The organism is Haloarcula sp. 1CSR25-25, assembly GCF_032027985.1.
Lineage (GTDB): Archaea > Halobacteriota > Halobacteria > Halobacteriales > Haloarculaceae > Haloarcula.
The window spans coordinates 30,780-54,687 of sequence record NZ_JAHYBW010000005.1; the positions used below are offsets into that span (position 1 = coordinate 30,780).

Consider the following 23,908-nt stretch of genomic DNA (forward strand, 5'->3'; position numbering starts at 1 on the left):
AGTAGACTTGGCGGTGGTTGCTCCTGTTGTAACAAACCATCAGATGGCAGTGGATCTGAATGATACGGAGGTGAAGCTAAACCCGTGCTGAGTCCACAGCACGTATTTTCACCGGCAGGCCACCACGGACAACGAGCTGACTATAATTGCGTGCCGAACCAACTCCTCATGAGTCCGAACAGGTTCGCTCAATGTCCAATTTTCCGTCTGCAAGAACAGTCACGTTGACATCAAGGAGAGGACAGTCGGTAATCGACCACTCGAAGGTTTCACGTTCGGCTTCTGTTTCAATAGCCACCGTATATGGGCCACTGGAAAGTCCGGCCGAGAAGTAACTCGGAGCCCCCTCTTGATCGGGCGGAAACCCGGACTCGAATTCGTCTTCGAGATTCCCATCCGCATCAACTACTTCGACATGGATGAGAAAATCACGTGTCGCTTCCGTGCTGAACACGATATCGATCTCGCCTGACGGTCGCTCTGTGACGGTCGGCTGCCCACAGCCACTGAGTACAGTGACACCCGTGGCCATCAAGCCAAGTACTGCCCGTCTGTACATTGTCAAGTCTACTTTTCGGGTTCTCCCGCTTTTCCGGGACGGCGACGCTCGAACGCCGCTCGGACGGACTCGGTTGGGTTGAGGGCTTCAAGCTCACTCTCGACATCGACAGCGGCGAACTCCTCCGCGCCGGCAGGTGTCTTCTTGAGGATGTTCACGTGATACAGATACGAGAGTCGAACGAGCCATCGGGCGTGGTCGTAGTCACCCGGCTCTTCGATGTACAACGTCGTCCACCCGGAGTCATTAAGCAGGTGGTGGACGCCCGTCTGGTCCTCTTCGATGAGCACATCACGGAGCGCGCGAAGATAGGCGACATCGAGCATCCCCCACGCGTGGACGTGGCCGATTTCGCGCGGACCGACACGCCACTCGGTTCCGCCGAACCGGTGTTCGCCGGTTGTGACACCCGGCCACGAGCCCACATCTTCGATGAGGTCTTCAACTGTCGATTCAATCTCCGCTCTGCTTGAACCTGACATGCGAACGGTACGGTTCCAACAGATATGAGTCGTTCGTTAGCACCACTCAATACACACTGTTCACCGTCGCAACAACAGCGCTACCGGCACCAACAGGAGTGCCCCGGCGACGAACGGCGACCAGTAGACCACGACGTAGGCAGCGGCAGCAAGCGGTGGTCCGACCGTCCGCCCGAGACTCCCTGCCCCTTGCGTTACCCCGAAGGCTGCTCCCTGCGCATCTCCAGCGGCACCCTCCGACACAAGCGCCGCGAGGCCAACCGTTATCGCACCGTTTCCGAACGAGGCGAGTGCACCGAACGCTACCAGCACGACGAGTCCGCTGGTCATCCATTCCGGACCACTACCGAGGAGGGATGTCGTGCCAGCCATCGGGGACACCGCGAGCAGGATCAGCGCGAGGAACAGCGCCACGACGCCGCCCCTGACGACGTATCGAACGCCGATTTTCCGCGAGAGCCAGCCGATGAGCACCCCCTGGTTGACGATTCCGAGTGCGCCGATGTAAGCGAGGAACATCGCCGCCGCGGTGGCATCGTATCCGAAGAAATCAGCCAGGAGCGGCACGAACATAGTGGTCATACCGGCGAAGGCGAGCGAGGTCAGAAAGAACGCGATAACGAGCGGCCGGAGTGTCAGGTCGGCAAGCGCAGTCCGAAACTGACCGACGAACGTGACACGCCGTGCCGGGGTGCGAATCCGATCCGGTTCTTTCAGCACGACCGCTGTCGCTGCCAGCGCGAGAAACGAGAAGCCCGCTGCGGCAAAACTCGGCAGCGAGAAGGGAGTTACCGGAACGAACCCGGGCAAGAGAGCGCGCGCGGTCGATACCACCGCGTCGCTCGCCAGGAGCCCACCGATGGCCGGGCCAAACACGAACCCGAGGCCGAAGGCCGCGCCGACGAGACCGAGCGCGCCGGTCCGCTCCTCCGGTGACGTCACGTCGGCGATATACGCCTGTGCGGTGGCGATGTTCCCGCCTGCTGCACCGGCGATCAGTCGAGCACTGAACAGGATGACGAGGCCGACCGTCACGCCGAGGGCTGCGCCGATCTCCGCAGCGAACCCGAAGAGGATCCAGGCGACACCCCCGACGCCGACCGAGAGCATCAGCACTGGCCGCCGGCCACGCTCGTCGGAGATCCGGCCGAGCACCGGCGCAGCCCCGAACTGTGCTAGGGAATACGACGCCGCAAGCAATCCGATAAACACGTCGCTGACGCCGAACGAGCGGACGTAAAACGGGAGGATCGGGATGATGATACCGAAGCCAAGCAGATCGATAAAGACGATTCCAACAACGACTGCGACGCGGCGACGTGTTCCCGATGATGTGACTGGCTCAGCCTGCTCGGTCGTCGCTGCCTGACTCGAAGCCACTGGTATGTGAACTCGGTACAGACGAACATACGAATATCGGATGCCACACCCAACTGTCGAATCGAATAGTGGAGACGACAGAAACCGTTGCGCTGACGCTTTGCTCTCGAAGAAACGCGTCTCGTAACGTCGCCACGCGTATCAGGAGCGAAGTCGCGCTGGTGAAGTCAGTAGTTAGTGGTCTGCTAGATTTTCGCTGGATAGCAGGCGCGTAGACGAACTAACCGCGGCGAATCCGACGATGATTCAGGCCGGACCGGCGATGCCGACTCGGCCGAGCGGGGTGCCGTCGGCCAAGGTACGGACGACGAAGGCCGCCACGTTACCCGTCGTGACCTGTGTCCCGCCGTCGGGGAGCCGGTCGGTCTCGACGCGGGCCTGGCCGGTCGCGTCGCCGTCAGGCATGTTCGGTGGGCAGACCAGCGTCCACTGCAGGGATGATTCAGTGAGCGTCTCGTAGACCGCGCGGTGCTGTTCGGCCACGCCGTGGAGGAAGGGTGGGAACCCCTCGGCGTCCAGTCGGAGTCCGCCGCCGGGTGCGTCGAGAACGCCCGCTGCAGCGACGCCGACGAATCGCTCGATTCCGAGGTCGGCCATCGCTTCGACGAGCGTCCGCACACCGGCCGAGAGCGTGTCGTCTGCCGCCTCATCTGGCGGCGTTCCGAGTGCACTCACCACCGCATCGACAGGGCCACCGTCGCCGGCAGTCAGTGCCTCCCGGACCACGACAGGGTCCCGGACGTCGCCGGCCACAGTGTGGACCGTCGCGGGAAGCACCGATGGGTCCCGGGCGAGGCCTGACACCTCGTGACCAGCGTCGAGCAGCTGATCGACCACACGCCGACCCACGCGACCCGTGGCACCGACGACAAGAACGCGCATCAGTGGCGCACCCCCTGGCCGTACTCGCGGCACCACCCGTAGAGGTGGCCGAACGCGGGCTTGAGCGCCTCAGCACGCTCGGTTGCGATGTACTCCACACGAGGCGGGACCTCCTCGTGGTCGGTCCTGTCGAGGAACCCCCGCGCGGTCAGCTCAGCGAGGCGGTCAGACAGTGTCGTTGGGGACAGATCGAGCCGGGACTCCAGCTCCCCAAACCGCCACGGACCGGGGTCGCGGGCGAACAGATAGAGAAGGGAAAGCGTGTGACGTTTGCCAAGAAGCGTCAGAAGGTCAGCGACCGCCGCATCGGCTGCCTCGCGGTCGGCGTCGGGTAGATCCGGATGCGGCGGTTCGGGACGGGTGGCCGTCATGCCTTCACTACGCCATCTGTAGTATATTTACTCATCGACGAAACGGACTGCGTCCGCACAGCCCGGTGGCAACGGTGGCACTGAGTGACGCTTCACGCTACAGAAGTCTGGAGTGACCATCTTATGACTACAGGGAACGTAGGATGTGGATGGAACAGTCCACCACCCAAGCTCGATACGTATCGCCCGAAACCGCCGGTAGCCTCGCTCGGCAGACGACGCTCGGAGTGCTGGTCGCCGTCGTCCTCGCACTGTTCGTCCGTGGCCTCGCACTCGGCTCTGGTGTCAGTCTCGGGCCGACCGGGGCGAGCAGTCCGTTCGCGGTTGTTCCGCTGGTGATGTCCACTATGGTCGCCGGGGCGGGTGCCGCCGTCGCCTACGCCGTGCTCGACCGCCTGACCGCCCGTCCGGTTCGCAACTTCCTGCTGCTCGGTGGACTGGTCTTCGTCGGAATGATGCTGCCAGTCGTCCTGTTCGCGCCCACGCTCGGTGTCACGCTCATCGGACAGTTGGTCCTCATAGTCCTCCACGCTGTCGTCGCTGTCCCGCTCGTTGCGTTTATCGTCGGTGTAGTGGGGCTCTGAAACGCTTTCTCCGGACGGGAAACCATCCGACGGTCCTCAATTGATCACCGACGAATATGCGACGATACCTGAGATGCTCACTTTCTAACTCTGTTCAGCCGAAATAACTCCTTTCTCCTCCGTTGGGGATAGATGTCGTGCTACTTCAGTGCCGACTTGTCTGAGAACTCGAAAAGCAACTATCACGACATGCCCGGTTTCCGATGTACTTGTTGCAACGGTTCCATAGCTCAATAAGACGCTGATTTTGACTGTTTGATTGCTTCTTCAACTATCTCCAGTCCCCCAACTGAGAGCGTCTTCTACTATTGGTTCTTCTCTGTGGTCACCGCACAATTGTAGAGGGACTTTCCGAGAAACGGCGTTCCACATTCGAGAACTACTAGTAGCCGCTAGTGGGTCGGGAACCGGTAGCCTGGACCGGACTGGTCCTTCGAAGTTCCAGATGTACTATGTAATTGGACGAATATGCTGAATAGAGGGCGCGTATCTTGTAGACTCGGTTTTTGTTGAATCCGAGTTAGATGCTACTACCAGACTTAACTGCTGTGGGTGTCAGAATTGAACCATGGCTGAGATGTCAAGGAAGGATACTGATAGAATTCATCTCCTTTACGTAGATGACGAGCCTGATTTCGCAGACTTAGCTGCAACATTACTTGAACGGAAGGATAGTCAATTCACCGTAGCAACCGTCACCAGTGCCAGCGACGGACTAGACCGGCTTGCCGACACTGCATTCGACTGTATCATCTCCGATTACGACATGCCTGGACAGAACGGTATCGAGTTTCTCGAAACCGTCCGCGAAGAATATCCAGACCTCCCATTCATTCTCTACACGGGGAAGGGCTCCGAGGAAGTTGCTAGCGACGCTATTTTAGCGGGTGTGACTGACTACCTCCAGAAAGGCAGTGGAACTGACCAGTACACCGTCCTAGCCAACCGCGCCAGGAACGCCGTCGAGGGGCACCGTTCGCAACGGGCCCTTGCCGAGCGCAACCAAGAACTGCGACGCTACAAACAGGCGGTCAACTCGATGCACGAGGCCGCCTGTATCTACGATACTGCGGGCCAGTTCGAACTCGTCAACGAGTACCTGGCTGACTGGTACGGGAAATCCCCCGAGGCGCTTGAAGGCGAAGCGAGTGCGCTCATCCCGCGAATTCGAGAACAGACAGACGGCGATCCATATCAGGCATTGCTGGACGGTACCCGCGACGAATTAAAGGGTGAACTTGACGGCGACTTTCCCGGCCACGGCTACGCAGTACTGGCGTATCGGTTGACCCCACTGCGCGTGAACGGCACCGTGGACGGCATCGTCGGCGTTGCCCGTGACATCACTGACCGCAGAGAACGACAAGCCGAACTTGAACGCAAAGATAGGGCAATGGATGCAGCACCTGTCGGGATCAGTATCAGTGACCCATCTCAGGAAGACAATCCACTCATCTACGTCAACGAACGCTTCACAGAGTTGACGGGGTACGCCGGAGAGGAAGTACTCGGCTCCAACTGTCGCTTCCTCCAAGGCGAACACACGAACCTCGAGCCTGTCGCCCGGATGCGAGAAGCCATCGACGACGAAGAGCCCGTGACTGTCGAACTCCGGAATTACCGCAAGGACGGCACCGAGTTCTACAACCGGGTATCGATTGCACCAGTTCAGGATGAGGATGGCGAGGTCATCACCTACGTCGGCTTCCAACAGGACGTAACCGAAGACAAAGAACGTGAACAGGAATACGAGCGGGTGGTCGAACTCCTGAATCATACTGAACAGATTGCGGATGTCGGTGGGTGGGAAATCGATCCCGACACACAGGACGTGTTCTGGACGGACCATCTGTTCGAGATGGTTGCCGGAGACTACGACGAGGAACCACCGCTAGAGGACGCGCTCAATCTCTACATCGAAGCTGATCGTCCACGTGTCGAGACCGCAGTTGAAACTGCCCTTGCGGCGGGTGACCCGTTCGATGTCGAAGCGCGATTTCGCCGCTCAGATGGCGACATCGGGTGGTTCAGAATCCGCGGTGAGCCGACCATCGAAGACAACAAGGTCGTGACGCTCCGTGGCGCAGTGCAGGATATCACCGATTACAAGGAGCGCGAACAGGAACTCCAGCGCATCCAGACGTTTTTTCAGGAAGCCGAACGACTTGGGAACCTCGGTGCGTGGGAGTTCTCTGCAGACGGCACTGTCGTCTGGACCGACGGCACCCGCCGCATTCACGAGGTCGGTGATGAGTACGAACCGACACTTGAGGAGGGGCTCGAATTCTTCCATCCGGAGGACCGCGACCAGATTGTAGAAACCATCGAGAACGCCCTCGCAACTGGTAAGCCATACGACCTAGAGGTGCGTCTCATCACTGCCGAGGGCAACGAACGGTGGGTTCGAACTCGGGGAAAACCTGTTGAAGGAACTGAGGACACGGTCCGGGGATATATCCAAGATATCACCGACCGGAAGCACCGCGAGCGGCAACTCGAACGGCAGAACGACCGGCTTGACGAGTTTGCATCGGTCGTCTCCCACGACCTCCGGAGTCCGCTGAGCGTGGTTGAGGGACGACTTACACTCGCCCGTGAGGACTGCGAGAGTACTCATCTCGACCCAATCGGTGACGCGGTCGAGCGGATGAACAGTATTATCGATGGTGTCCTGTGGCTCGCACGGGAGGGGAGGGATATCGATGAGACAGGGGCGGTCGTCCTCCAGCAAGTGATTGAGGACGCATGGTCAATCGTGACCGACGACCAGGGAGAGGCAGAACTCATTCTCACCGACAATCCGGACGGATGGAAGCCAATCAGTGCTGACAGGGATCGGCTCCGACAACTGCTGGAGAACCTCTTCCGAAACGCCATTGATCACGCCGGTCCGAACGTGACGGTTCGCGTCGAGACGATGGGTGCAGGCTTCGCTATCGAGGACGATGGCCCTGGCATCCCGGAAGCAGAGCGCGAGCGGGTATTCGAGAGTGGTTACTCAACTGCGGGAATCGGCTTCGGACTTGCGATCGTGAGGCAGGTGGCTGAAGCCCACGGTTGGGAGGTTCGCGTGACCGACGGCTCTGAGGATGGCGCACGATTTGAAATTACTGGCGTCGAGTTCACTACTGAATAAATCCTCTGTATCTCGCACGCCGGTCCTATCAATTTCTGAGGGTTTCAACAGAGCCAGAGATTCTGATTTGCATCAACTACTAAGAAGATGTGCCGATGCAGCACTCGGCCTCCATCGATATCACGCTTCTACTCATGGACCAACTGCTTAGCCGGAATGGGAACCAGGGAGCTGAGAAAGATTCCCAGGCACCGCCGAACGGTTGTGATGCTCGTGACACACTTTTTAGGCCATCGTATAGTCATCGCTCGTATGGACCCAACCGAGTTTCTCCAGAACGGGGCAGTCAGCGTAGCGGACGGCACATATGCAGTCTGCCGGACCGACCACAATCATCCCGATGCATTTGCGACAATTCAGGACGAGACATAGACAACGGTAGTCGTCGAGCAGGATGATGTCGACGCCGTTGATGCCAGCGAGGTTGAGTCCGGGTGGAAGCGACTGACGTTCGAGATGGATCTCCCATTCGAACTCGTTGGCTTCCTCGCGACGGTTGCGTCAGCCCTTGCCGAGGTAGACATTTCTGTTTTCGTTATCTCTACGTACTCAACCGACCATGTGTTTGTCAAGGAAGACGACCTTGATGCTGCTGTCCTCCGACTCGAAAATTTGGGATGTACAGTCACCGACTGACAGCGGTCGTCAGTGAGGACTGTGATACGTGTAGCTCAGACTTGTTGTCCGTCTTGTACCCGATTGTGACAACACTCGGAAATGCAGGTAGCCGCTCCGGTCAGTGCTTTCCCTGTCCTGAGCAACCACCACTGGTCTCCAACTGCTACTCAAGATGCTAACTCCGTGCTCTGTATCCAGCAGTGGCTCTTCCACCTACTCACTCTCTTTTAGTATAGCGTGACCGATACAGGAGGCAGAAACAGCACCACAGTCTCGCTTCCTTCAGAGAATTCCAGCTGATGCCAATTAGAAAACGGCCCCGCAACTCGGACAGGCGCTCGCCGTGTGATTGACCTCTGACTTGCAGTTGCTACAGTAACGCTTTGACCCGGTTTTGAGCCGCCGTCCGACCGGGGATTCGTCCTCGGGACCCAGTTCAGCCCCACACTCACCGCAGTAGTTTTGCGCAGTGTCGCACTTTGACGAGCAAGCCGGACAGACACGGACCAGCCCCGAGTCCCTTTCGTCGTCGGACTCCCTATCGTCAGTCGGATCATTCGTGGTCAGAACGACCAGCCCGTAGAGGACGGCCCCAAACAGACCAGTCAACAAGGTCAGAACGGCCCAGAAGCCGCCATTGCGGTCTCGTCCGCTCGCGTCAAGGCCTACAGCGAACGCCACCATCGCCCAGACGAACGCAACCATCGCAAAGAGGACCACATGGCTGGACACGCGTCTTAGGTCCTGCTGAGGGATGCTCTCTGGACGTGACGCCAAAGCACCGAGCCACCATGGCTCAGCGCCTGGTACAGGACCCTCGCCAGTATCAACATCCCAGCAATGACCAGCACGACGCCAAGGGCCGCAGAGACCTGCTGGTAGAGCAGACCGCCGACACCGAGATCTGCAGCGGCAAGCAAGACCGGACGGAGGGCGTGATTCATTGTCTGTCCGAACGGCGTCGGTGTCTCTTGATTCCTCGCGGGGAATGGAGGTGGGCCCTGACGTGTTTGACTGCCTCGGTGGCAATGGCAGCACGTTGGGCCTGGGTGAGGGAAGGAGAGCAACTCATATCGTTACCATCTGCAGGTGAGCCTAAGTACTTCCTGAAGGCTCAAACCGTGATTGTACCGTGCTGAAGAATGAGCACTTACAAGTCGTCACGAACTCTGACACGTCTTCTGTTGATATGAGAGATCCATTCGGAGGCAGGGGTCGATATGCAAAAGACCGCAGGAAGTACAGACCTTTGACCAGAGAAATCGAGTCAGAAAGCTCGGTCGATGACACTGACGAACCTGCTATCTCGGACGAGTTGGTGACGACGGCACTGGTTCCTGAGAGGCACGACGCTTGTCTTGAACCGCGAAATAGTCCAAGACCCTCGTCACCGGGGAATTACTGTAGAGTTGGTAGAGAGTGTACTGAAGTCGAACCTTTGAGCTGACGTTCTCGTTGCATCAACCAGCACTGTACCGTTGCAGAGCAACACCGGTTTACTATTTGCGCCGGAACCGCAGGCATGCGACGACTCCGTGCGCTGGGTGAAATACTCGCCGGCTTCCTGGCCAGGGCCGGGGTCATCCAGCGGTCACGGCTCAAGGAAACGGTTGACCTCGCGTGGCCTCGTATCGTGACGGGGTTCGCAATCATGTCCAAGCGGACGGTTGACCTGGCGATTGTCGGGATCGCAGTGGGTGCCGATGCGGTTGCTGGTCTCACGGTTGCGAATGCTTTCTGGATGGTCGCGAAACTCGGATTTATCGGGCTGGCCGGTGGGACCCTCTCGCTGGTATCGCAAAACTACGGCGGTGATGACGAGCAGCGGGCTGCAGCGGTCGTACTCGCGAGTCTAATTGTCTCTATTGCGCTGGCGCTCGTTGTTGTCCCCGTGTTTATCCTTGGCGCCGACCGGCTCATAGCGCTTATCGGGAGTGGTCAGCGTGTGACCGCGCTTGGCGCGACGTACCTCGCTATTGTCGCGCCGGGGCTTCTGTTCGAAGGCATAAACCTGGTTGCCTCCCGGACGTACGCCGGAGCTGGCGATACTGTCACACCTATGGCGCTCCGCGCGACTGGTGGGGTGCTGAATGTCGTGCTAAGTGCCGGACTCGTGTTCGGGGCAGGTCTCGGCGTATTCGGCGCTGGACTCGGAACGACCATCGCTACCGGGACAGTTGCCGTCGTGTTCCTCTGGGGCCTGTCTGGACGCTCCTATGTTGGGCGAGGCGCCAGTCCAGTACCAGTCGGGCTTGGGCCAGTCCCGTCGCTGTCGCTGCTGCGCCAACTCTGGACTGTCTCGGCCCCGCTGGTTGCCCGGCGGGTTGCACAGGGCCTGGTTGTCTTCCCACTGCTTGCGGTGGCGTCGTCGTTCGGGGCAGTGACACTAGCTGCTATCGGGGTTGGTCGGCAGATTCGAGACTTGCTCAACAGCTTCACGTGGGGGTTCTCCATCGCAGCCTCAACGCTTGCCGGCCAGGCCCTCGGCGCCGCAAACGAAACACTTGCTGAGACATATGGCCGCGAAATCACGAAATTCTCGCTCGTAACCTACCTCGTGGCTGCAACGGTGGTCATCGTCTTCGCGACTCCGGTTGCAACGCTGTTCGTCGACGGTGAGGCTGTCCCGTTGACATCAACCTTCATTCGTGTTGCTGCAGTCAGCGCTGTCGCGCTCGGTATCGATGGCTCAGTGACGGGTGTGCTCCGCGGCGCCGGTGACACACGTGTGCCGTTCGTTGCCACCCTCGCGGGGCTATATCTGGTGGCAGTGCCGATCGCGTGGCTTGGCACCGTGACATCGCTCGGACGGAATGCGCTGCTACTCGCGCTACTTGCCGAGTCGAGCATTCCGATGGTGGTCAATGGGTTGCGCTTTCGGACAAACACCTGGAAAGTGGTCAGCCGCTCGTACCGACCGGAGACAGACGCGGTAAAATAGCGGCCACTAGCAATCCCTGTACGGCGAAAATCCGACAATAGCTTTCAACAGCAGTGGCCTCCAGACGCCAGTAGACAGAGGCACACCGATATACAAGAGCCTAGTCAGCACTCGCATGCAGATGTCGGCGGTACTGGTTGACTGATCCGTTTCCCGTTGTCTGCGATCGGTCGGTCGTCAGTCTCTGATTGGGGTGACCGTTGCCGGCACACCATCGCGCGGTCGAAGGACAACCACCCTTCTCGTCACAGAACAGCAGATAGATCGTACTGCCTCTTCAACGCTAAACTGCTAGGTTCGACCGATAAACGGACTGTAGCGAGAATCCAGCAAACTACGACCGGAGCCACAAGAGTCGTTCGTGATTTAATCGAGTCCTCACTCGTTCGCAGCTATGTCGAGGTTTCAGCCGCACCGAGAACGGCTACTGACCCTTGCGGGAGATGCGGACCCGATACGTGCCCCGCTGGCGGAGCAGACGCCGCACGAACTGCCCAACCCGGCTAGGTGCCGCCTGGGGACGAGGCACACCGGGAAGGTAGAATTTTGATTCAGTGGCTTTTTCTCGGTCGCCTGTACGGTTTCTCGGTGCCATATATATGAATGAACGGCCAGTGACTGCATGGATTTGTGGCTTAATCGTATAATCCATTTATTGTGGCCGCAGTCTTGATCTGCTAGAATCGTCTGAAAGAAGCCATACTGCCTGTAACTAGCGAACCAGGGTTGAAGCGGCAGTACGTCCGTTACTCCGTCCCGCCCGGCGTTTCGGTCCGGACCTGGGACCGGATCCGTTCGAACGTCGCTTGCGGGAAGAGGCCGGTGACGCTGTCGACCGAGAGCGTCTCGATGAGGCCGGCCGGCGGGCCAGTGACCAACAGCGCGCCCGCTTCGGAAACAGAATCGTCGATGGTGAGACCGAGGTCAGACGTCGCGCGCTCCTCGAAGCCAGTCATCGCGTCTTCGATAAGGCTCTCCTGTGCGGTGCGGTACTCCGCCTGTGCCTCGCTCTGCGTGAGGTTCCCCGCCTGCAGTTCTGACTGGATCTCCTGCTGTCGTTCCTGCAACTGTGCCTGGTCAGGTTCGACGCCGACCGTCACCGTCGCGGGCTCCGCGCTCGCGGTCTGGCTCTGCAGTGCTGTACCCGTTTCCGTTCCGTCGCTGTCTCCTCCCTGGAGGGCGTTACAGCCGGCAAGCGACACTGTCGCGCTCGTTCCGGCGAGTTGCATGAAGCGGCGGCGCGTGGACTCGAATTCCATTGTCGACTAGCACGGGTCACGCGGTGTAATCCTTCTGATAGCCGCGTGTGGACCCTGGCGCTTGCCTGATCTGATAACAGTACCATCGGCTGCTCATCTGGGCACGGACTGACGGCGAGATAGAGGGCCCTGCACAGTCACTGCGGAAAGGCGACTGCTTGGAACGGTCATGGGAGGGTAGAGGACGGGGTCACCGCAACGGGAGCCTACTCGGTCCACCGTATCTCGTACTCGAGTTCGTACCGCTGGTCGCCGGTTTCCGAATCTGTGAGTCGTTCGAGTTCGACTTCGAACCGGGGACTGTCCGGAACAGCGACGGTCTGTTCCGCAGTGGCACTCGATAACTGGACGTCGCCGGACTCGATCTGAGCGGCGGCATCCCGTAACGCCTCAGCGATTTCCGTCCTCGTCGCCTGGTGTTCAGTTTTGAACAGTTGTTCTTCTGGCATCGGTAGTCAGTATTCGGGCCGCTGGCCCCTGATGATGTCTCCGAGGTGCTGGTGTTCGTCGGCGAGCAGTTCTGTCATGTCATCGGCGGTGATGATTCCCACGAGCGTGTCTCCCTCACAGATGGGGAGCCGCCGGATTCCGTGGTCAGCCATCAGGGTGGCTGCCTCGTAGAAGCCGGCGTCGGGTTCGGCCGTACAGAGGTCGTCTGTCATCACGTCTTCGGCAGTCTGGCCGGCCGGGTCGATCTCCGCTCCGAGGACGCGAACAGTCAGGTCCCGGTCCGTGACGATTCCGACGGGTGTCTCGTCGTCCGTAATCACGACACTCCCGACGTTTTCCGCATCCATGGTCGCTGCAAGTTCGGTCACAGGGGTTTCGGGAGCAGTGCTGACGGTATCGCTTCGTGCAAGGTTTTCGATTGGCATTGGAACTCACCCATCAAAACCTGCGCTGGAAATAGCAGTATAGATTGTTATTATTCTCACATTATAGGAATTCCAACACCTCCTGAATACGCGCCGGGTCGTACACCGGCCGTCGTGTTATCACTACGAGAATACTGTTTCACTCAGTTCGGTACCAGCCCGGGCCCTTTTGATACGGTCGTACGATGGTCCCGAACGGCGTGGGTTTGAAAGCCGAAAGACAGTGGTGTCTGTGGTCCAACGGTGACTCAATAGGCGCGTATGCCGGGACTGGAGTCTGACGACACGCTCATACCACGGGGAGACGCGATTCCGACGCTCGACGACGAATCGGGAACGGTCGTCTGGCATCGCGAACACCTGCGGGTTCGCGACCAGGCCGCGGTTGCAAGCGCCGCGGCGGCCGAGTACGTGCTCCCGCTGTTCGTGTTCGACCCGGCGTTCTACGGCGCGGACGGCCTGGCCTGTGACTCCCGCATCCGGTTCCTGCACGACTGTCTGGCCGACCTCTCGGACCAGTACCACACCGCGACCGGTCGTGGCCTTACCTACGCTCACGGGGACCCGGTGGACGTGCTGGAGCGGTTCCGCGAGGCCGGCTGGGACGTCGTGACGATGGCCGTGCCGACGGGCCGCTACGGCCGCGAGCGGGACCGTCGCGTGCGGGAGCAGTGCGACGTCACCTTCGTCGACGGCGACGGGCTGGTCCGCGACCGAGCCGATACCCGCGACGGGTGGCAGGACGACGTGTCGGCGTGGTTCTCCGCCGACCCGCACGACTGGGACCCGACAGCGGTCACCTCCCGGAGCTTCGACAGCGGTGTCGACATCGGCACCATCGAGGACCACTACGGCGTCACACCGTCGAAATCCGAGGTGCCCCGCGGCGGGACCGGCCGCGCGAGAGAGCGGCTGTCGGCGTTCGCCGAGCGGATTGACGACTACCCGGGGAACATCTCCGCGCCGGCGGACGCGCGAGACGGGACCAGCGGGCTCTCGCCGTATCTCGCCTTCGGCTGTCTCTCTGTGCGCCAGGTCATCCAGTACATCGACGAGCACGCGCCCGACGGCCGCGGGAAGGAGCTGTTCGTCTCGCGGCTGTTCTGGAACAAACACTACGAGCAGAAGCTCGAAGACTGGCCCGGGTGGCTCGACACGGCGGTGAACCCGGTGTTAGAGGGGTTCAATGCGGAACAGTACGACCCTGACCTGGTGGCCGCCTGGAAGCGCGGGCGGACCGGGTTTCCGATGGTCGACGCCTCGATGCGGTGTCTCAGAGCGACGGGCTGGCTCAACTTCCGGATGCGGGCGATGTGTGCCTCGGTGTACTACCACCTGCTCCAGCAGCCCTGGCGGATCGGCGCGGACTGGTTTTACCACCACCTCATCGACGCTTCGGCGGCGATCAACTACACCCAGTGGCAGTCCCAGTGCGGGCTGGTCGGCAAGCCGACGCTCAGGCTGTACAATCCCCGAAAGCAGGTCCGCGACCAGGACCCGGACGGCGAGTTCGTCCGTCGATGGGTGCCCGAACTCGAGGCCCTCCCCGACGAGTACCTCGACCGGCCCGAGGGGACGCCGGTCCACGTGCAGGCGTCCTGTGGCGTCGACATCGGCGAGGACTACCCGCACCCGGTCGTCGACTACGACGCGGCCCGACAGGCGTTCCGCCGCCGGTACGAGGCGGTCCGTGCCGATGCGGCCGACGCCCTGCGGGACCCGGCCATCGCGCGCCGCGCTTCCTTTTCCGGCGGCCGCGAGGCCGCCGCACGCATCGCCGCGGAACACGGGACGGACGCGTCAGACGGCGCGGACGACGGCGGAAGGCAGGCCAGTCTCGGCTCGTTCGGCGACAAGTAGGCGGTCAGTGCTGCCACACGCCAAAGAGGCTAAGATGGTTGCCCACACAAGAGTGTGCAATGACGGAGGGTCCGGACGACACCGCCTTCGAGGACTGCCAGTTCCTTACCGGGTCACCACAGCGGTTCGCGGTGCTGGCCCAGCTCCGGGAGGGTCCGGCACGGCCCACGGACCTGTGTGATTCGGTGGACGCGACCCGGACCACGATCCAGCGGATACTCGCGGGCTTCTCCGAGCGCCAGTGGGTGGTCAAGCGGGACGGCGAGTACCAGCTCACGGTGACCGGCCAGAGGGTGTTCGACCAGTACGGGGCGCTTGTCGACGAGATCGAGCGGGCACGGGCGGCTGGGCCGCTGGCCGCCAACCTCGGCTCCATTGCGGGGGACCTCCCGGCGGACCTGCTGGACCCTGCGTGTCTCACGACGAGTTCCGAGCAGAACCCGCTGGCCGCGGTCAACCGGTTCACGGACTGGCTCCACGAGGTCGACGGCGACGTCCGGGCGATATCGCCCATCGTGACGTCGGTGTTCAACGACGTGGCGGCGGAGCTCCTCGAAACGGGGACCCACATCGAGTTCATCATCGACCACAGCGTGCTCGAACGGTCCGCGTCCGATTTCTCCGAGGCATTAGAACGAAGCGTCGAACACGAGAACATCGACACGTACGTCCACGAGAGCCCGCTCGATATCGGCCTCGCGCTGGACCGCTCGCGGGTCTGTCTGGCGGCCTACGACGACCGGAACAACATCCGGGCCCTAGCCGAATCCGACGCCGAGGCGGTGTACCAGTGGACCGAAACGGTGTTCGACCGATACAAGGCGCGGTCACAACCGCTTGCGGCGGTCCTGTCGGTGCAGGAAAGCAACCGGTGACTCGCTTTAGGGTCGAGGTTGGAAGGGCCGAAGGGAGCGCTGGTCGGCGGTCCAGCACTCGCTGGAGGGCGGGATGACGTATCCCCGAACCACGATACTGCCTGCGGTTGCCTATACTTATTTGCTGTAACTGTTCGCGGGTCCAAAACATGTTACAGGGGCTGTAACAGCAACAGTAAAATCTCGCTGCCCCGGCGTTCCGGCGTTGAATATCACTGACCCATACCACCGGCCAGTGTTTCTATACTTTCGCGCAGATTGAAATAATAGCCGACAGTATAAGTGTGTGCCAATCGATATCAGAAGTATGTCTCCGCCTGGGCGAGAGGTCCAGTACACTGAATCGGACGTTATCGAGGTGTTCAAACACCGAGGCGATTACGCGGAGCCACTCACAGCGTCAGAGGTGGCGGACAGGCTGGGCTGTTCGCGCCGGACCGCGCTGAACAAACTCCACGACCTCGAAGCAGAGACCGACATCACGAGCAAGAAAGTCGGGGGGCGGTCGCGGGTGTGGTGGATTCCCGTGCGAACGGACTGAGTCGTCACCGCGGCTCGATTTCGATGGAATGGCGGGCCGTCGCTACAGACACTCTGAGAGGCCGGAACACGCGGACGGACGGCCCAGCGCATCGTATCGGATTTCTGCCCGGGCGGTGACCGGCCCTACAACTCCCACTGCTGGGCGCGCTCGCGGGCCTCCGAGCGCGCCTGTTGTTTGATGGCCTCGATTTTCTCAGAATCGTCGAGGAACGCTTCGACGGCACTCTGTTCCGTGGGTCCGTCCTCGGCGTCAGCCGCAGCCGTGTCGCGGTCCGCTGACGGGAGCCGCGTGTCGGGAGCGGCCCGTCGCGTGCTGTCGGCCAGTGCCGGGTCGCCGCCCAGCCGCTCGGCGGGCATCCCCGGTGGGACCCGCAGGTCCTCCGCCTCGTGGGCAGATTCGAGGTCGGCGGGGGCGAGCGTGTACAGCGAGACGTGGTACGGCCCAGGGACAGCGAGGTCCGCGAGCGCTGGCGGGCCGCCCCGGTCCGTGCCGGTGTGGTAGGTCAGAACGGGGACGCCGTCGGTGAACGTGATGACGCCCCGGCCCTCACCGTCAAGCAGCAGCGTCTCCTGGGACTCGAAGACGGCGTATCCGGTCAGTTCGCGGTCGAGCACGTCGGCCAGGGTGTCCCGCGGGTCCGTGACGACGCGGGACCTGTCGAGTCGGCCGCGGGGCAGCCTCATAACGACTCGGGGATGACGGCGCTTCGGAACCGGTCGGCGGCGTCGGCGGCCGTTCCGTCCTGTACCGTGAGCGCCTCGGCGGCACCTCGATAGGCGTCCGCGGCCGCACACTCGGGCGCATGGGCCAGCAGCGGCCGGCCGGCACGGCGCGCCTCGCGGGCCCGCTCGCTCTCGGGCACCGCGGCCAGCGTCGGCCCGTCGAAGTACCGTTCTGTCTTCTCGGAGACCTGCTCGATGGATTCGGAATCGCGGACCTTGTTGAACAGGAGGCCGGCGACGCCCGTGCCGTAGGTCGTCGCGTACTCCTGGACCTTCAGCCCGTCCGAGATAGCGGGGATAGTCGGCTGGAGGACGACGACGACGCGGTCGGCCAGCACGACCGGGAGGACGGCGGTGCGACTGTCCAGCGCCGGCGGCGAATCGAGGAGGACAACGTCCGTGTCCGCCGCGAGCGTCGCGACCACGTCCCGGAGGCGGTCCGGGTCGGCGTCCCTGAAACCGTCGAGGCTCGTTCCACAGGGGACGACTGTGAGCCCGAACCGGTCGTACGCGGCCGCCCCGACGGGCGCGTCGTCGGCTAGCACGTCGTGCAGCGTCGTCTCGGCGCCGGAGAGGCCGGCGTGAAAGAGGAGGTTCGCCATGCCCGTGTCGGCGTCGACCACCGTCACGTCGTAGCGGTCGGACAGCGCCATCCCGAGGGCGACGGTGCTCGTCGTCTTGCCAGTCCCACCTTTCCCACTGGCGACCGCGAACACTTCGACCATTGGAGAATATTGCGAGCCAGCTGCATATAAATTTCTTGAATGTATCCGAGTATCAAAGCGTCACCGTTCGGGCAGTCCGAGCGGTCCGAGGTCGACGTGGTCGGCGATGAGACCCGCCGCTCGCTCGTACGGGTCGGCGCTCTCTCTCCCGTCTTCGGCTGGCGGGTCGACTCCGGCTGCCTCGAACGTGTTTCGCACGAAGGCATCTCTGGCAGTGTCGTTGACGAAGAGGTCATGCAGGTAGGTCCCGAGCACGCTGTCGGTCGCCGCCCCGTCGCCGTCGAACGGGCGGGCCGCCGCACCCGTCAGCGTCGAGTCGCCCATGTGGATCTCGTATCCCTCGACGAGCCCGCTTGCGCCGGCGAGCGGCCCGACGCCGTCGAGGTCTCGCTGGACGTGCTCGACCGTCTTCGATTCGCTGAACGCCGTCGTCACCGGGAGCAGCCCCAGGCCGTCCACCCGGTCCGCGTCGCCGGTCCCCTCGATCGCGGCGTTCGTGATCGCCTCGCCGAGCATCTGATAGCCGCCACAGAGGCCGACGACGGGGCCGTCGAACGCCCGCAGACGGTCGCCGAACCCGGCGTCGCTAAGCGCCAGCAGGTCGTCGACGGTGTTCTTGCTCCCCGGCAGGACCACCGCGTCGGCGCCGTCGAGGGCGGCCTCGGGCGGGACGTACGCGACCCTGACGCCGGGTTCGCGGGCGAGCGGCTGGAGATCGGTGAAGTTCGAGATGCGCGGGAGCCGCGGGACCGCGACGGTGACGCTCTCGCTCTCGGGCACGCCGTCGTCAGCGCCGACGACGGACCGCTCGCCGACGGGCGGCAGCGCGACGCTGTCCTCCTCGGGCAACCCGGGGTCGTCGTGGGGAATCACGCCGAGGACGGGGACGCCGGTCCGGTCCTCGAACTCCTCGATGCCGGGGGCAAGTAGCGACTGGTCGCCGCGGAACTTCGTTATGACCGCGCCGGCCACCTGGTCCCGGATGTCCTCGGGGACGAGTTCGAGCGTCCCGACGAGCGACGCGAACACGCCGCCGCGCTCGATGTCGGCGACGAGTATCACGTCGGCGTCGGCAAAGCGCGCCGTCTCGACGTTCGCCAGGTCGCGGTCGTGGAGGTTGATCTCGGCGATGGAGCCAGCGCCCTCGGCGACGATTACGTCGTGGGACTGTGCGAGTCGGTCGTGGGCCGCGCGGGCGGTGTCTAGAGCGTCCGCCCAGTGCTCGTCGTAGTAGCCGCGGGCCTCGAAGTGCCCGACCGCCTCGCCGTCCAGAACGAGTTGCGACTCGCCGTCGCCCCGCGGTTTCAGTAGCACCGGATTGTGGTCGGTCGCGGGCGCGACGCCGGCCGCGCGGGCCTGGACGTACTGCGAGACGCCGACCTCGCCCCCGGGCGTCGCCCGGGCGTTGTTGCTCATGTTCTGGGCCTTGAACGGCGCGACCGAGACGCCACGGTCGGCCAGGCAGCGACAGAGTCCTGCCGCGACGGTCGACTTGCCGACGTGGCTCGCCGTTCCCGCGACCAGCAGCGTGTGGGCCATTAGGCAGTGCTGGGGCCGCCTCGATTATCAGTGGTTCGGCGGGGTTCTTTACGCTGGCCCGCCGACCCCTGTCTGTGACCGACGAGCGACTCCAGGCCCTGCACGAACACCTCGCGGAGACCGGGTCGCGGCCGGTCGAACGCACGGCCAGCCGATGGCTCGGGGAGGCCGAGGCCGTCGCCGAAGACATCGCCGCGGGGGACCTTCCCGACGACGTGCTAGCCGAGCGGCTTGCCACCGTCGACCACATCCTGTCACACGTCGACAGCACTGACGATGCCCTCGCCGACGACCACGTGGAGGCGGCCCGCGAGATTGTCGACGACCTGCTTGCCGAGCGGTAGGGACCGGTCTGGGACGCCGCGCTCAGAACTCCGTCCCCTTCCGCGCACCCTGTCCGGCCTCGATTGGGTGTTTCTCCTTTTTGACCTCTGTGATGAGGTCCGCGCGGTCGGTCAGGAACTCGGGCCGCTCGTGGCCGCCCGTGAGGACGAGTTCCAGGTCCTCGGGCTTTTCGTCGATGAGCCCGAGTACGTCCTCGGGGTCGACGAGCCCGCGGTTCGCGGCGTAGAGAATCTCGTCGAAGACGAGCATGTTGACGCCGTCTTCCGGCGGGCCGTCGGCATCTCGCGGCGTCGAGAGGTCGGCGTCGGCGCTTGCCTGTACGAGCTCCCGTGCGCGGTCGAGCGCCCCCTTCGCGCGGGCCTCGTGCTCGTCGTCCTCGCTCCCGTCGAGGAAGCCGTGCCAGCCGTAGTGGCCCGCGTTCTCGTAGGAGAAGCCCGGCAGGGCGGCGATGGCGTTGTACTCCCCGCGCACGTCCTCGACGGTGCTGGTCCCCCCTTTCATGAACTGCAGGAGGTGGACCCGGTAGCCGTGGCCGACGGCGCGGGTCGCCATCCCCAGCGCCGCCGTCGTCTTGCCCTTGCCGTCGCCCCACCAGACCTGCACCAGCCCGAACTCCTCGGGCGCGCTCGGACTGATCGGTTCGGCGGTCGGTCCGGCCGTGTTGTCGCTCATGTCAGCCCGTTCGACCGGATTCTGTTTAGCCGTTTGGTATCTGGGAACGCCGCGCGATAAACGGCGCTTTCACGGCTCGGACACGTCGGTCTCGCGGTCGGTGACGACGCCGTACGCTGCATCCTCGACGGTCGGTAGGGCGTCGCCGTCGTACCGGGCGACCAGGCTTGCCCGAACAGCATCCCGAACGCAGGCGCGGGCGGCGGCCCCGAGTTCGGTCGCGCTGCCGGCGAACGGTGCGGATTCGGCGGCCGGGTCACAGCCGACGATGGCAGCATCCGAGGTGGTCCCGGGGACGCCTGCTGCGTCGAGCAGCGTCGCGGCCTTCGCCTCGACAGCCGTGGCGAGCAGCGTCGCCAGCGTGCCGTCGTCCAGTGCGCGGTCGACGCCGACGACGAGATTGACCGTGCCGGGCCGCCAGTCAGGGCTGTCCCCCGGTTTCGACGCGGTCCCGTCGGAACCGCCCGATGTTCCCTCCACCGACATCGGCAACGCCGCGGGGTTCGAGAGGCCCGCGGTCGCCAGCACCGAGACCGGGCCGCAACGGGCACAGCGGGCGTGTTCCATGTGAACACCGGTGAGCAGCGTCGGGCCGACGGGGAAGCCAGCCGCGGACAGCCGCTCGGCGCGGTAGGCGTCGAGGTCGGTCCGCTCGAACCCCTCCGGCACGGTGACGTTGTAGACGGCGTCCGCGGTCCGATAGCCGCCGTCCCACGCCGTCGAGAGCCACCGCGCCCCATCGCGGCGAATCCGGCAGATGCCGTCCCGAACGGTCGTCTCAAACATCCAGCGCGTCCAGCAGCCGGTCGTTCTCCGACGGGTCCCTGACGGCGACGCGGATGTGCGAGTCGAGCCCGCGGAACGTCCGGGCGTCCCGGAGTGCGACGCCCGCTTCGCGGGCCGCCGCCAGAACCCCGTCGACGGACTCGTCGTCGCCGACCGACAGCAGCAGGAAGGGGGCAGCCGAGGGGGCGACGTCGAACCGGTTCCCCAGCCGTTCCCGCATCCGTTCTCGCTCGTCGGCGACGCGGGCCTTCGTCTCGGCGACGAACCCGGTCTGGTCGTAGCAGTGTGTGCCGACCGCGGCGGCCGGCGCACTCATCGACCAGGCGCGCCGTGCGGTTGCGAGGCGGTCCCTGGCGTCGCCAGTCCCGACAGCGTACCCCATCCGGACCCCGGGGAGGCCGAACAGTTTCGTCAGCGAGCGGGCGACGACGACTCCCTCCCGGCCCGCCAGCGACCGCTCGTCGGTGAACCCCAGAAAGGCCTCGTCGACCAGCAGCGTCGTTCCGGCGGCGAGACAGTCGTCGGCGAACGCCCGGAGCGCCGCCGGGTCGGCTGTCTCTCCAGTCGGATTGTTCGGGTTGCAGACGACGGCGAGCGCGTGGCCGGACGGGTCGGCGCTCAGCAGGTCGTCGTGTGGGACGAACTCCGGCGTCCCGCCCTGGAGCCGGACCTCGCGAGCGTACTCGCCGAAGCTGGGGTAGGGGACGAGCACGCTGTCGTCCGCCCGGACTGTCGTCTGAATCGCCAGACGTATGGCTTCGAGGCCCCCGGCCGTGGGTATCACCTGCTCCGGCTCGCAGTCGACAAAGGACGCTGCAGCCGCCCGGAATTCGGGGTAGTCGTCCGACGGGTACGAGCGGGCGGTCTCGAACGCGTCCCGGTACGTCGCCGCGGCGTCCGGCGGGACGTGGGGGTTCGTGTTCGCGCTGAAATCCAGCAGGTCCGGGTCGTCGCTGCTGCCGTGTGGCACGCGACCGTCCGGGTCGATGGCGTCGCCGGCCCCCTCGCCACCGCTCGCCCGCAAGCCCTCGACCGAGTCTGGGTCCATGGACAGGGGCTACGGCGGGCGGTATGGAGAAAGTTTCGCGGTGACGTGGCCAGTTTCGACCGCGGCGCTCGTCCGGATGCGTGTTGAAACATCTGATAATCGCAGGCAGTGATTTTCCGATAGTTAATTTCAGGCTGAATTATAGACACTCTATCTATTGGGCGCCGGAAACGCCGCTTTAGCCCGTTGAACCCGACGGATACAGCATCGAACAACGCTCCGTTACTCAGGATTATTATCAAATACAGAAGTAACTATTGGCATTTATATATGTTCAGTTAATACGTACTTTTGGGGGAAGTGAAATGGAAAACGTAACAATTCAGGACGGGGAGGTGTCTGTTTCAGAGGCCGGCGTTCTCGTGAAACGGAATCTCACGTGTAGAGACGGGTGGATAATCGGCAGTGTCCAGATCGAGTCGATCGGTACGACGAGTGTGTTGGTCCACCTCGTCGATGACTTTCCGGAGTCATTACCGGTCGAGACGGCCGGGTTCAGACGCGACCAGGAACTGGAAGGCGGAGACATCACGACCGAGCGGGCGTCTATTAAACAGACCGTCGAGGGCGACTCGGTCACCGTCGACTACGGCATCAAACTGGCCGAGTCGGTCGAGGAAGTGGAGCTCGGGCCACCCGAGATCCGTGACGTGGAGTCCGCCGAGCTACCGCGGTCGGGTATCGCTCACACCGACGGCGGCGACCCCACTGGTGGACCTGCGGACGACCGTTCGGACGCATCGGCGCCCATTCCGACCGGCGAAACGACGGCCTCCGGGTCCAGCCCGGGGACGGCGATACAGTGGGGTGACGACGTCGCGTCATCGACCGGTGTCAAAAGAGCTGTCAGGAAGGTCGACGACGAGGACGGTGGGGCCGAGAGCACACAGACCGCCGACGACGGCCGCGACGGGTCGACAGCCACCGACGAGACCGAACCGGTCCTGGGCCCGGACCGAGCCGAACCACCGGAGTCCGCGCCGTCGTCGGACCGAAGCGAGCCAGAGGGGGAGCGCACCGGCGGGAGCGAACGAGGGGAGACGACTCGGCGGAGTGTCGACGCCCGAATCGATTGGCTCAGTGCCCGCGTCGACGAGTTCGCGGCCTACACGACCGCGCTGGAGGAACTCATCGACGACCACGGGACAGCCCCCGAGTTCATGGAGCGGATGGAGGGGGACCTCGAAGACCTCGAAGGGCGTCTGGAGTCCGTCCAGGAGGACGTAGACTCCGTCGAGGCGGCACACCGGACGGCCACGGAAGACCTCCACCGGAAGACGGACGATCTGGATCAGCGCCTCGACGAGGCCCGCACCACGTTAGAAGCGGAACTCGAGGACATCGACGACCGCGTCAGCGACAGCGTCGAACGTATCGACGACGACCTGGCGGACCAGCAGGCGGTCGTCGAGACACATTCAGACGATATCGAACGGCTCACCGAGCAGGTGACCGAGGTCGGGGACGAACTCGAAGCGGTCCGCGAGACAGTCGGTGCTGTGGACGACCAGACGGCAGAGCTAGCGGAGGAAGTCCACGCGATGCGTGACGACCTGCGCAGCATCCGGTCGGACGTCCAGGAGCTCACCGAGTTCCGTGACTCGCTCAGTAACTTCTTCGACGGGTCAGCGGATTCCGAGCGGCCGGACGAGCAGGAGTCCGAACCCGACGGCGAGTGACGGGCCGCTCGCGGCGGTAGCCAGCC

The 23,908-nt window shown here is 63.2% G+C and carries 22 protein-coding genes and 1 pseudogene; 9 read left to right on the forward strand and 14 right to left on the reverse strand.

The genetic code is table 11. The features are described 5' to 3' along the window. Positions 1 to 166 precede the first annotated feature (166 nt). The 5 genes from KZ498_RS14670 to KZ498_RS14690 form a co-directional block, all read right to left on the reverse strand. On the reverse strand, positions 167 to 532 hold the full coding sequence (locus KZ498_RS14670; RefSeq protein WP_312619754.1) for a hypothetical protein: 366 nt from the start codon (positions 530 to 532) through the stop codon (positions 167 to 169). 35 nt (positions 533 to 567) lie between these two features. Continuing rightward, positions 568 to 1,041 (reverse strand): luciferase family protein, encoded by a 474-nt coding sequence (locus KZ498_RS14675; RefSeq protein ID WP_312619755.1) that lies wholly within the window; start codon positions 1,039 to 1,041, stop codon positions 568 to 570. Between the two features lie 60 nt (positions 1,042 to 1,101). Then, entirely contained in the window at positions 1,102 to 2,421 is a 1,320-nt protein-coding gene (locus tag KZ498_RS14680; protein ID WP_312619756.1) for an MFS transporter, read from the reverse strand. Between the two features lie 246 nt (positions 2,422 to 2,667). Further along, a complete protein-coding gene (locus KZ498_RS14685) occupies positions 2,668 to 3,303 on the reverse strand; it encodes an NAD(P)H-binding protein (RefSeq protein WP_312619757.1) in 636 nt (211 codons plus the stop codon). Beyond that, complete coding sequence (locus KZ498_RS14690; protein ID WP_312619758.1) at positions 3,303 to 3,674, reverse strand: helix-turn-helix domain-containing protein; 372 nt, start codon at positions 3,672 to 3,674, stop codon at positions 3,303 to 3,305. Before KZ498_RS14690 ends, KZ498_RS14685 begins: the two co-directional genes overlap by 1 nt. Before the next feature lie 149 nt (positions 3,675 to 3,823). Between KZ498_RS14690 and KZ498_RS14695 the strand changes: the two genes are divergently transcribed. From KZ498_RS14695 to KZ498_RS14710, 4 genes and pseudogenes are all read left to right on the forward strand, one after another. Further along, positions 3,824 to 4,258 (forward strand): DUF6069 family protein, encoded by a 435-nt coding sequence (locus tag KZ498_RS14695; RefSeq protein ID WP_312619759.1) that lies wholly within the window; start codon positions 3,824 to 3,826, stop codon positions 4,256 to 4,258. A gap of 577 nt (positions 4,259 to 4,835) precedes the next feature. Next, positions 4,836 to 7,394, forward strand: a complete 2,559-nt coding sequence (locus KZ498_RS14700; protein ID WP_312620150.1) for a PAS domain S-box protein — start codon at positions 4,836 to 4,838, stop codon at positions 7,392 to 7,394. 252 nt (positions 7,395 to 7,646) lie between these two features. Next, positions 7,647 to 8,030, forward strand: a pseudogene (locus KZ498_RS24710) (ACT domain-containing protein). A gap of 1,504 nt (positions 8,031 to 9,534) precedes the next feature. Further along, on the forward strand, positions 9,535 to 10,953 hold the full coding sequence (locus KZ498_RS14710; protein ID WP_312619760.1) for an MATE family efflux transporter: 1,419 nt from the start codon (positions 9,535 to 9,537) through the stop codon (positions 10,951 to 10,953). A gap of 746 nt (positions 10,954 to 11,699) precedes the next feature. Here KZ498_RS14710 and KZ498_RS14715 read toward each other — a convergent pair. The 3 genes from KZ498_RS14715 to KZ498_RS14725 all read right to left on the reverse strand — a co-directional run bounded on the left by KZ498_RS14715 (position 11,700) and on the right by KZ498_RS14725 (position 13,087). Then, entirely contained in the window at positions 11,700 to 12,212 is a 513-nt protein-coding gene (locus KZ498_RS14715) for a hypothetical protein (RefSeq protein ID WP_312619761.1), read from the reverse strand. A 206-nt stretch (positions 12,213 to 12,418) separates the two neighbouring features. Next, on the reverse strand, positions 12,419 to 12,661 hold the full coding sequence (locus KZ498_RS14720) for an amphi-Trp domain-containing protein (RefSeq protein ID WP_312619762.1): 243 nt from the start codon (positions 12,659 to 12,661) through the stop codon (positions 12,419 to 12,421). A gap of 6 nt (positions 12,662 to 12,667) precedes the next feature. Further along, the gene (locus KZ498_RS14725) at positions 12,668 to 13,087 is read right to left on the reverse strand and encodes a CBS domain-containing protein (RefSeq protein WP_312619763.1); all 420 of its coding nucleotides are present in this window, start codon (positions 13,085 to 13,087) and stop codon (positions 12,668 to 12,670) included. A gap of 261 nt (positions 13,088 to 13,348) precedes the next feature. On the opposite strand from KZ498_RS14725, the gene KZ498_RS14730 reads away from it, so the two are divergent. From KZ498_RS14730 to KZ498_RS14740, 3 genes are all read left to right on the forward strand, one after another. Continuing rightward, the gene (locus KZ498_RS14730) at positions 13,349 to 14,947 is read left to right on the forward strand and encodes an FAD-binding domain-containing protein (RefSeq protein ID WP_312619764.1); all 1,599 of its coding nucleotides are present in this window, start codon (positions 13,349 to 13,351) and stop codon (positions 14,945 to 14,947) included. Between the two features lie 59 nt (positions 14,948 to 15,006). Beyond that, entirely contained in the window at positions 15,007 to 15,822 is an 816-nt protein-coding gene (locus KZ498_RS14735) for a MarR family transcriptional regulator (protein WP_312619765.1), read from the forward strand. Between the two features lie 307 nt (positions 15,823 to 16,129). Continuing rightward, a complete protein-coding gene (locus KZ498_RS14740) occupies positions 16,130 to 16,363 on the forward strand; it encodes an HTH domain-containing protein (protein WP_312619766.1) in 234 nt (77 codons plus the stop codon). A 125-nt stretch (positions 16,364 to 16,488) separates the two neighbouring features. Here the strand turns inward: KZ498_RS14740 and KZ498_RS14745 are convergent, their stop codons facing one another. Genes KZ498_RS14745 through KZ498_RS14755 form a run of 3 tightly spaced genes read right to left on the reverse strand, consistent with a single transcriptional unit; the run spans position 16,489 to position 19,352 of the window. Beyond that, positions 16,489 to 17,049: a hypothetical protein gene (locus KZ498_RS14745; protein WP_312619767.1), complete on the reverse strand. Its 561-nt coding sequence runs from the start codon at positions 17,047 to 17,049 to the stop codon at positions 16,489 to 16,491. Then, positions 17,046 to 17,813 carry an AAA family ATPase gene (locus KZ498_RS14750; RefSeq protein WP_312619768.1) on the reverse strand — a complete coding sequence of 256 codons (768 nt, stop codon included), beginning with the start codon at positions 17,811 to 17,813 and terminating at the stop codon, positions 17,046 to 17,048. Before KZ498_RS14750 ends, KZ498_RS14745 begins: the two co-directional genes overlap by 4 nt. 60 nt (positions 17,814 to 17,873) lie before the next feature. Then, on the reverse strand, positions 17,874 to 19,352 hold the full coding sequence (locus KZ498_RS14755; RefSeq protein ID WP_312619769.1) for a cobyric acid synthase: 1,479 nt from the start codon (positions 19,350 to 19,352) through the stop codon (positions 17,874 to 17,876). Between the two features lie 74 nt (positions 19,353 to 19,426). Between KZ498_RS14755 and KZ498_RS14760 the strand changes: the two genes are divergently transcribed. After that, complete coding sequence (locus tag KZ498_RS14760; RefSeq protein WP_312619770.1) at positions 19,427 to 19,696, forward strand: hypothetical protein; 270 nt, start codon at positions 19,427 to 19,429, stop codon at positions 19,694 to 19,696. A gap of 22 nt (positions 19,697 to 19,718) precedes the next feature. On the opposite strand, the gene KZ498_RS14765 is transcribed toward KZ498_RS14760, so the two are convergent. From KZ498_RS14765 to KZ498_RS14775, 3 genes are all read right to left on the reverse strand, one after another. Beyond that, entirely contained in the window at positions 19,719 to 20,369 is a 651-nt protein-coding gene (locus KZ498_RS14765; RefSeq protein WP_312619771.1) for a cob(I)yrinic acid a,c-diamide adenosyltransferase, read from the reverse strand. Between the two features lie 69 nt (positions 20,370 to 20,438). Next, positions 20,439 to 21,155, reverse strand: coding sequence for an adenosylcobinamide amidohydrolase (locus KZ498_RS14770; RefSeq protein WP_312619772.1), 717 nt, complete (start codon positions 21,153 to 21,155; stop codon positions 20,439 to 20,441). Beyond that, a complete protein-coding gene (locus KZ498_RS14775) occupies positions 21,148 to 22,203 on the reverse strand; it encodes a threonine-phosphate decarboxylase (RefSeq protein WP_312619773.1) in 1,056 nt (351 codons plus the stop codon). Before KZ498_RS14775 ends, KZ498_RS14770 begins: the two co-directional genes overlap by 8 nt. Before the next feature lie 305 nt (positions 22,204 to 22,508). Here KZ498_RS14775 and KZ498_RS14780 point away from each other — a divergent pair, with 305 nt between their 5' ends. Continuing rightward, on the forward strand, positions 22,509 to 23,882 hold the full coding sequence (locus tag KZ498_RS14780; protein WP_312619775.1) for a hypothetical protein: 1,374 nt from the start codon (positions 22,509 to 22,511) through the stop codon (positions 23,880 to 23,882). The last annotated feature ends 26 nt before the right edge of the window (positions 23,883 to 23,908 follow it).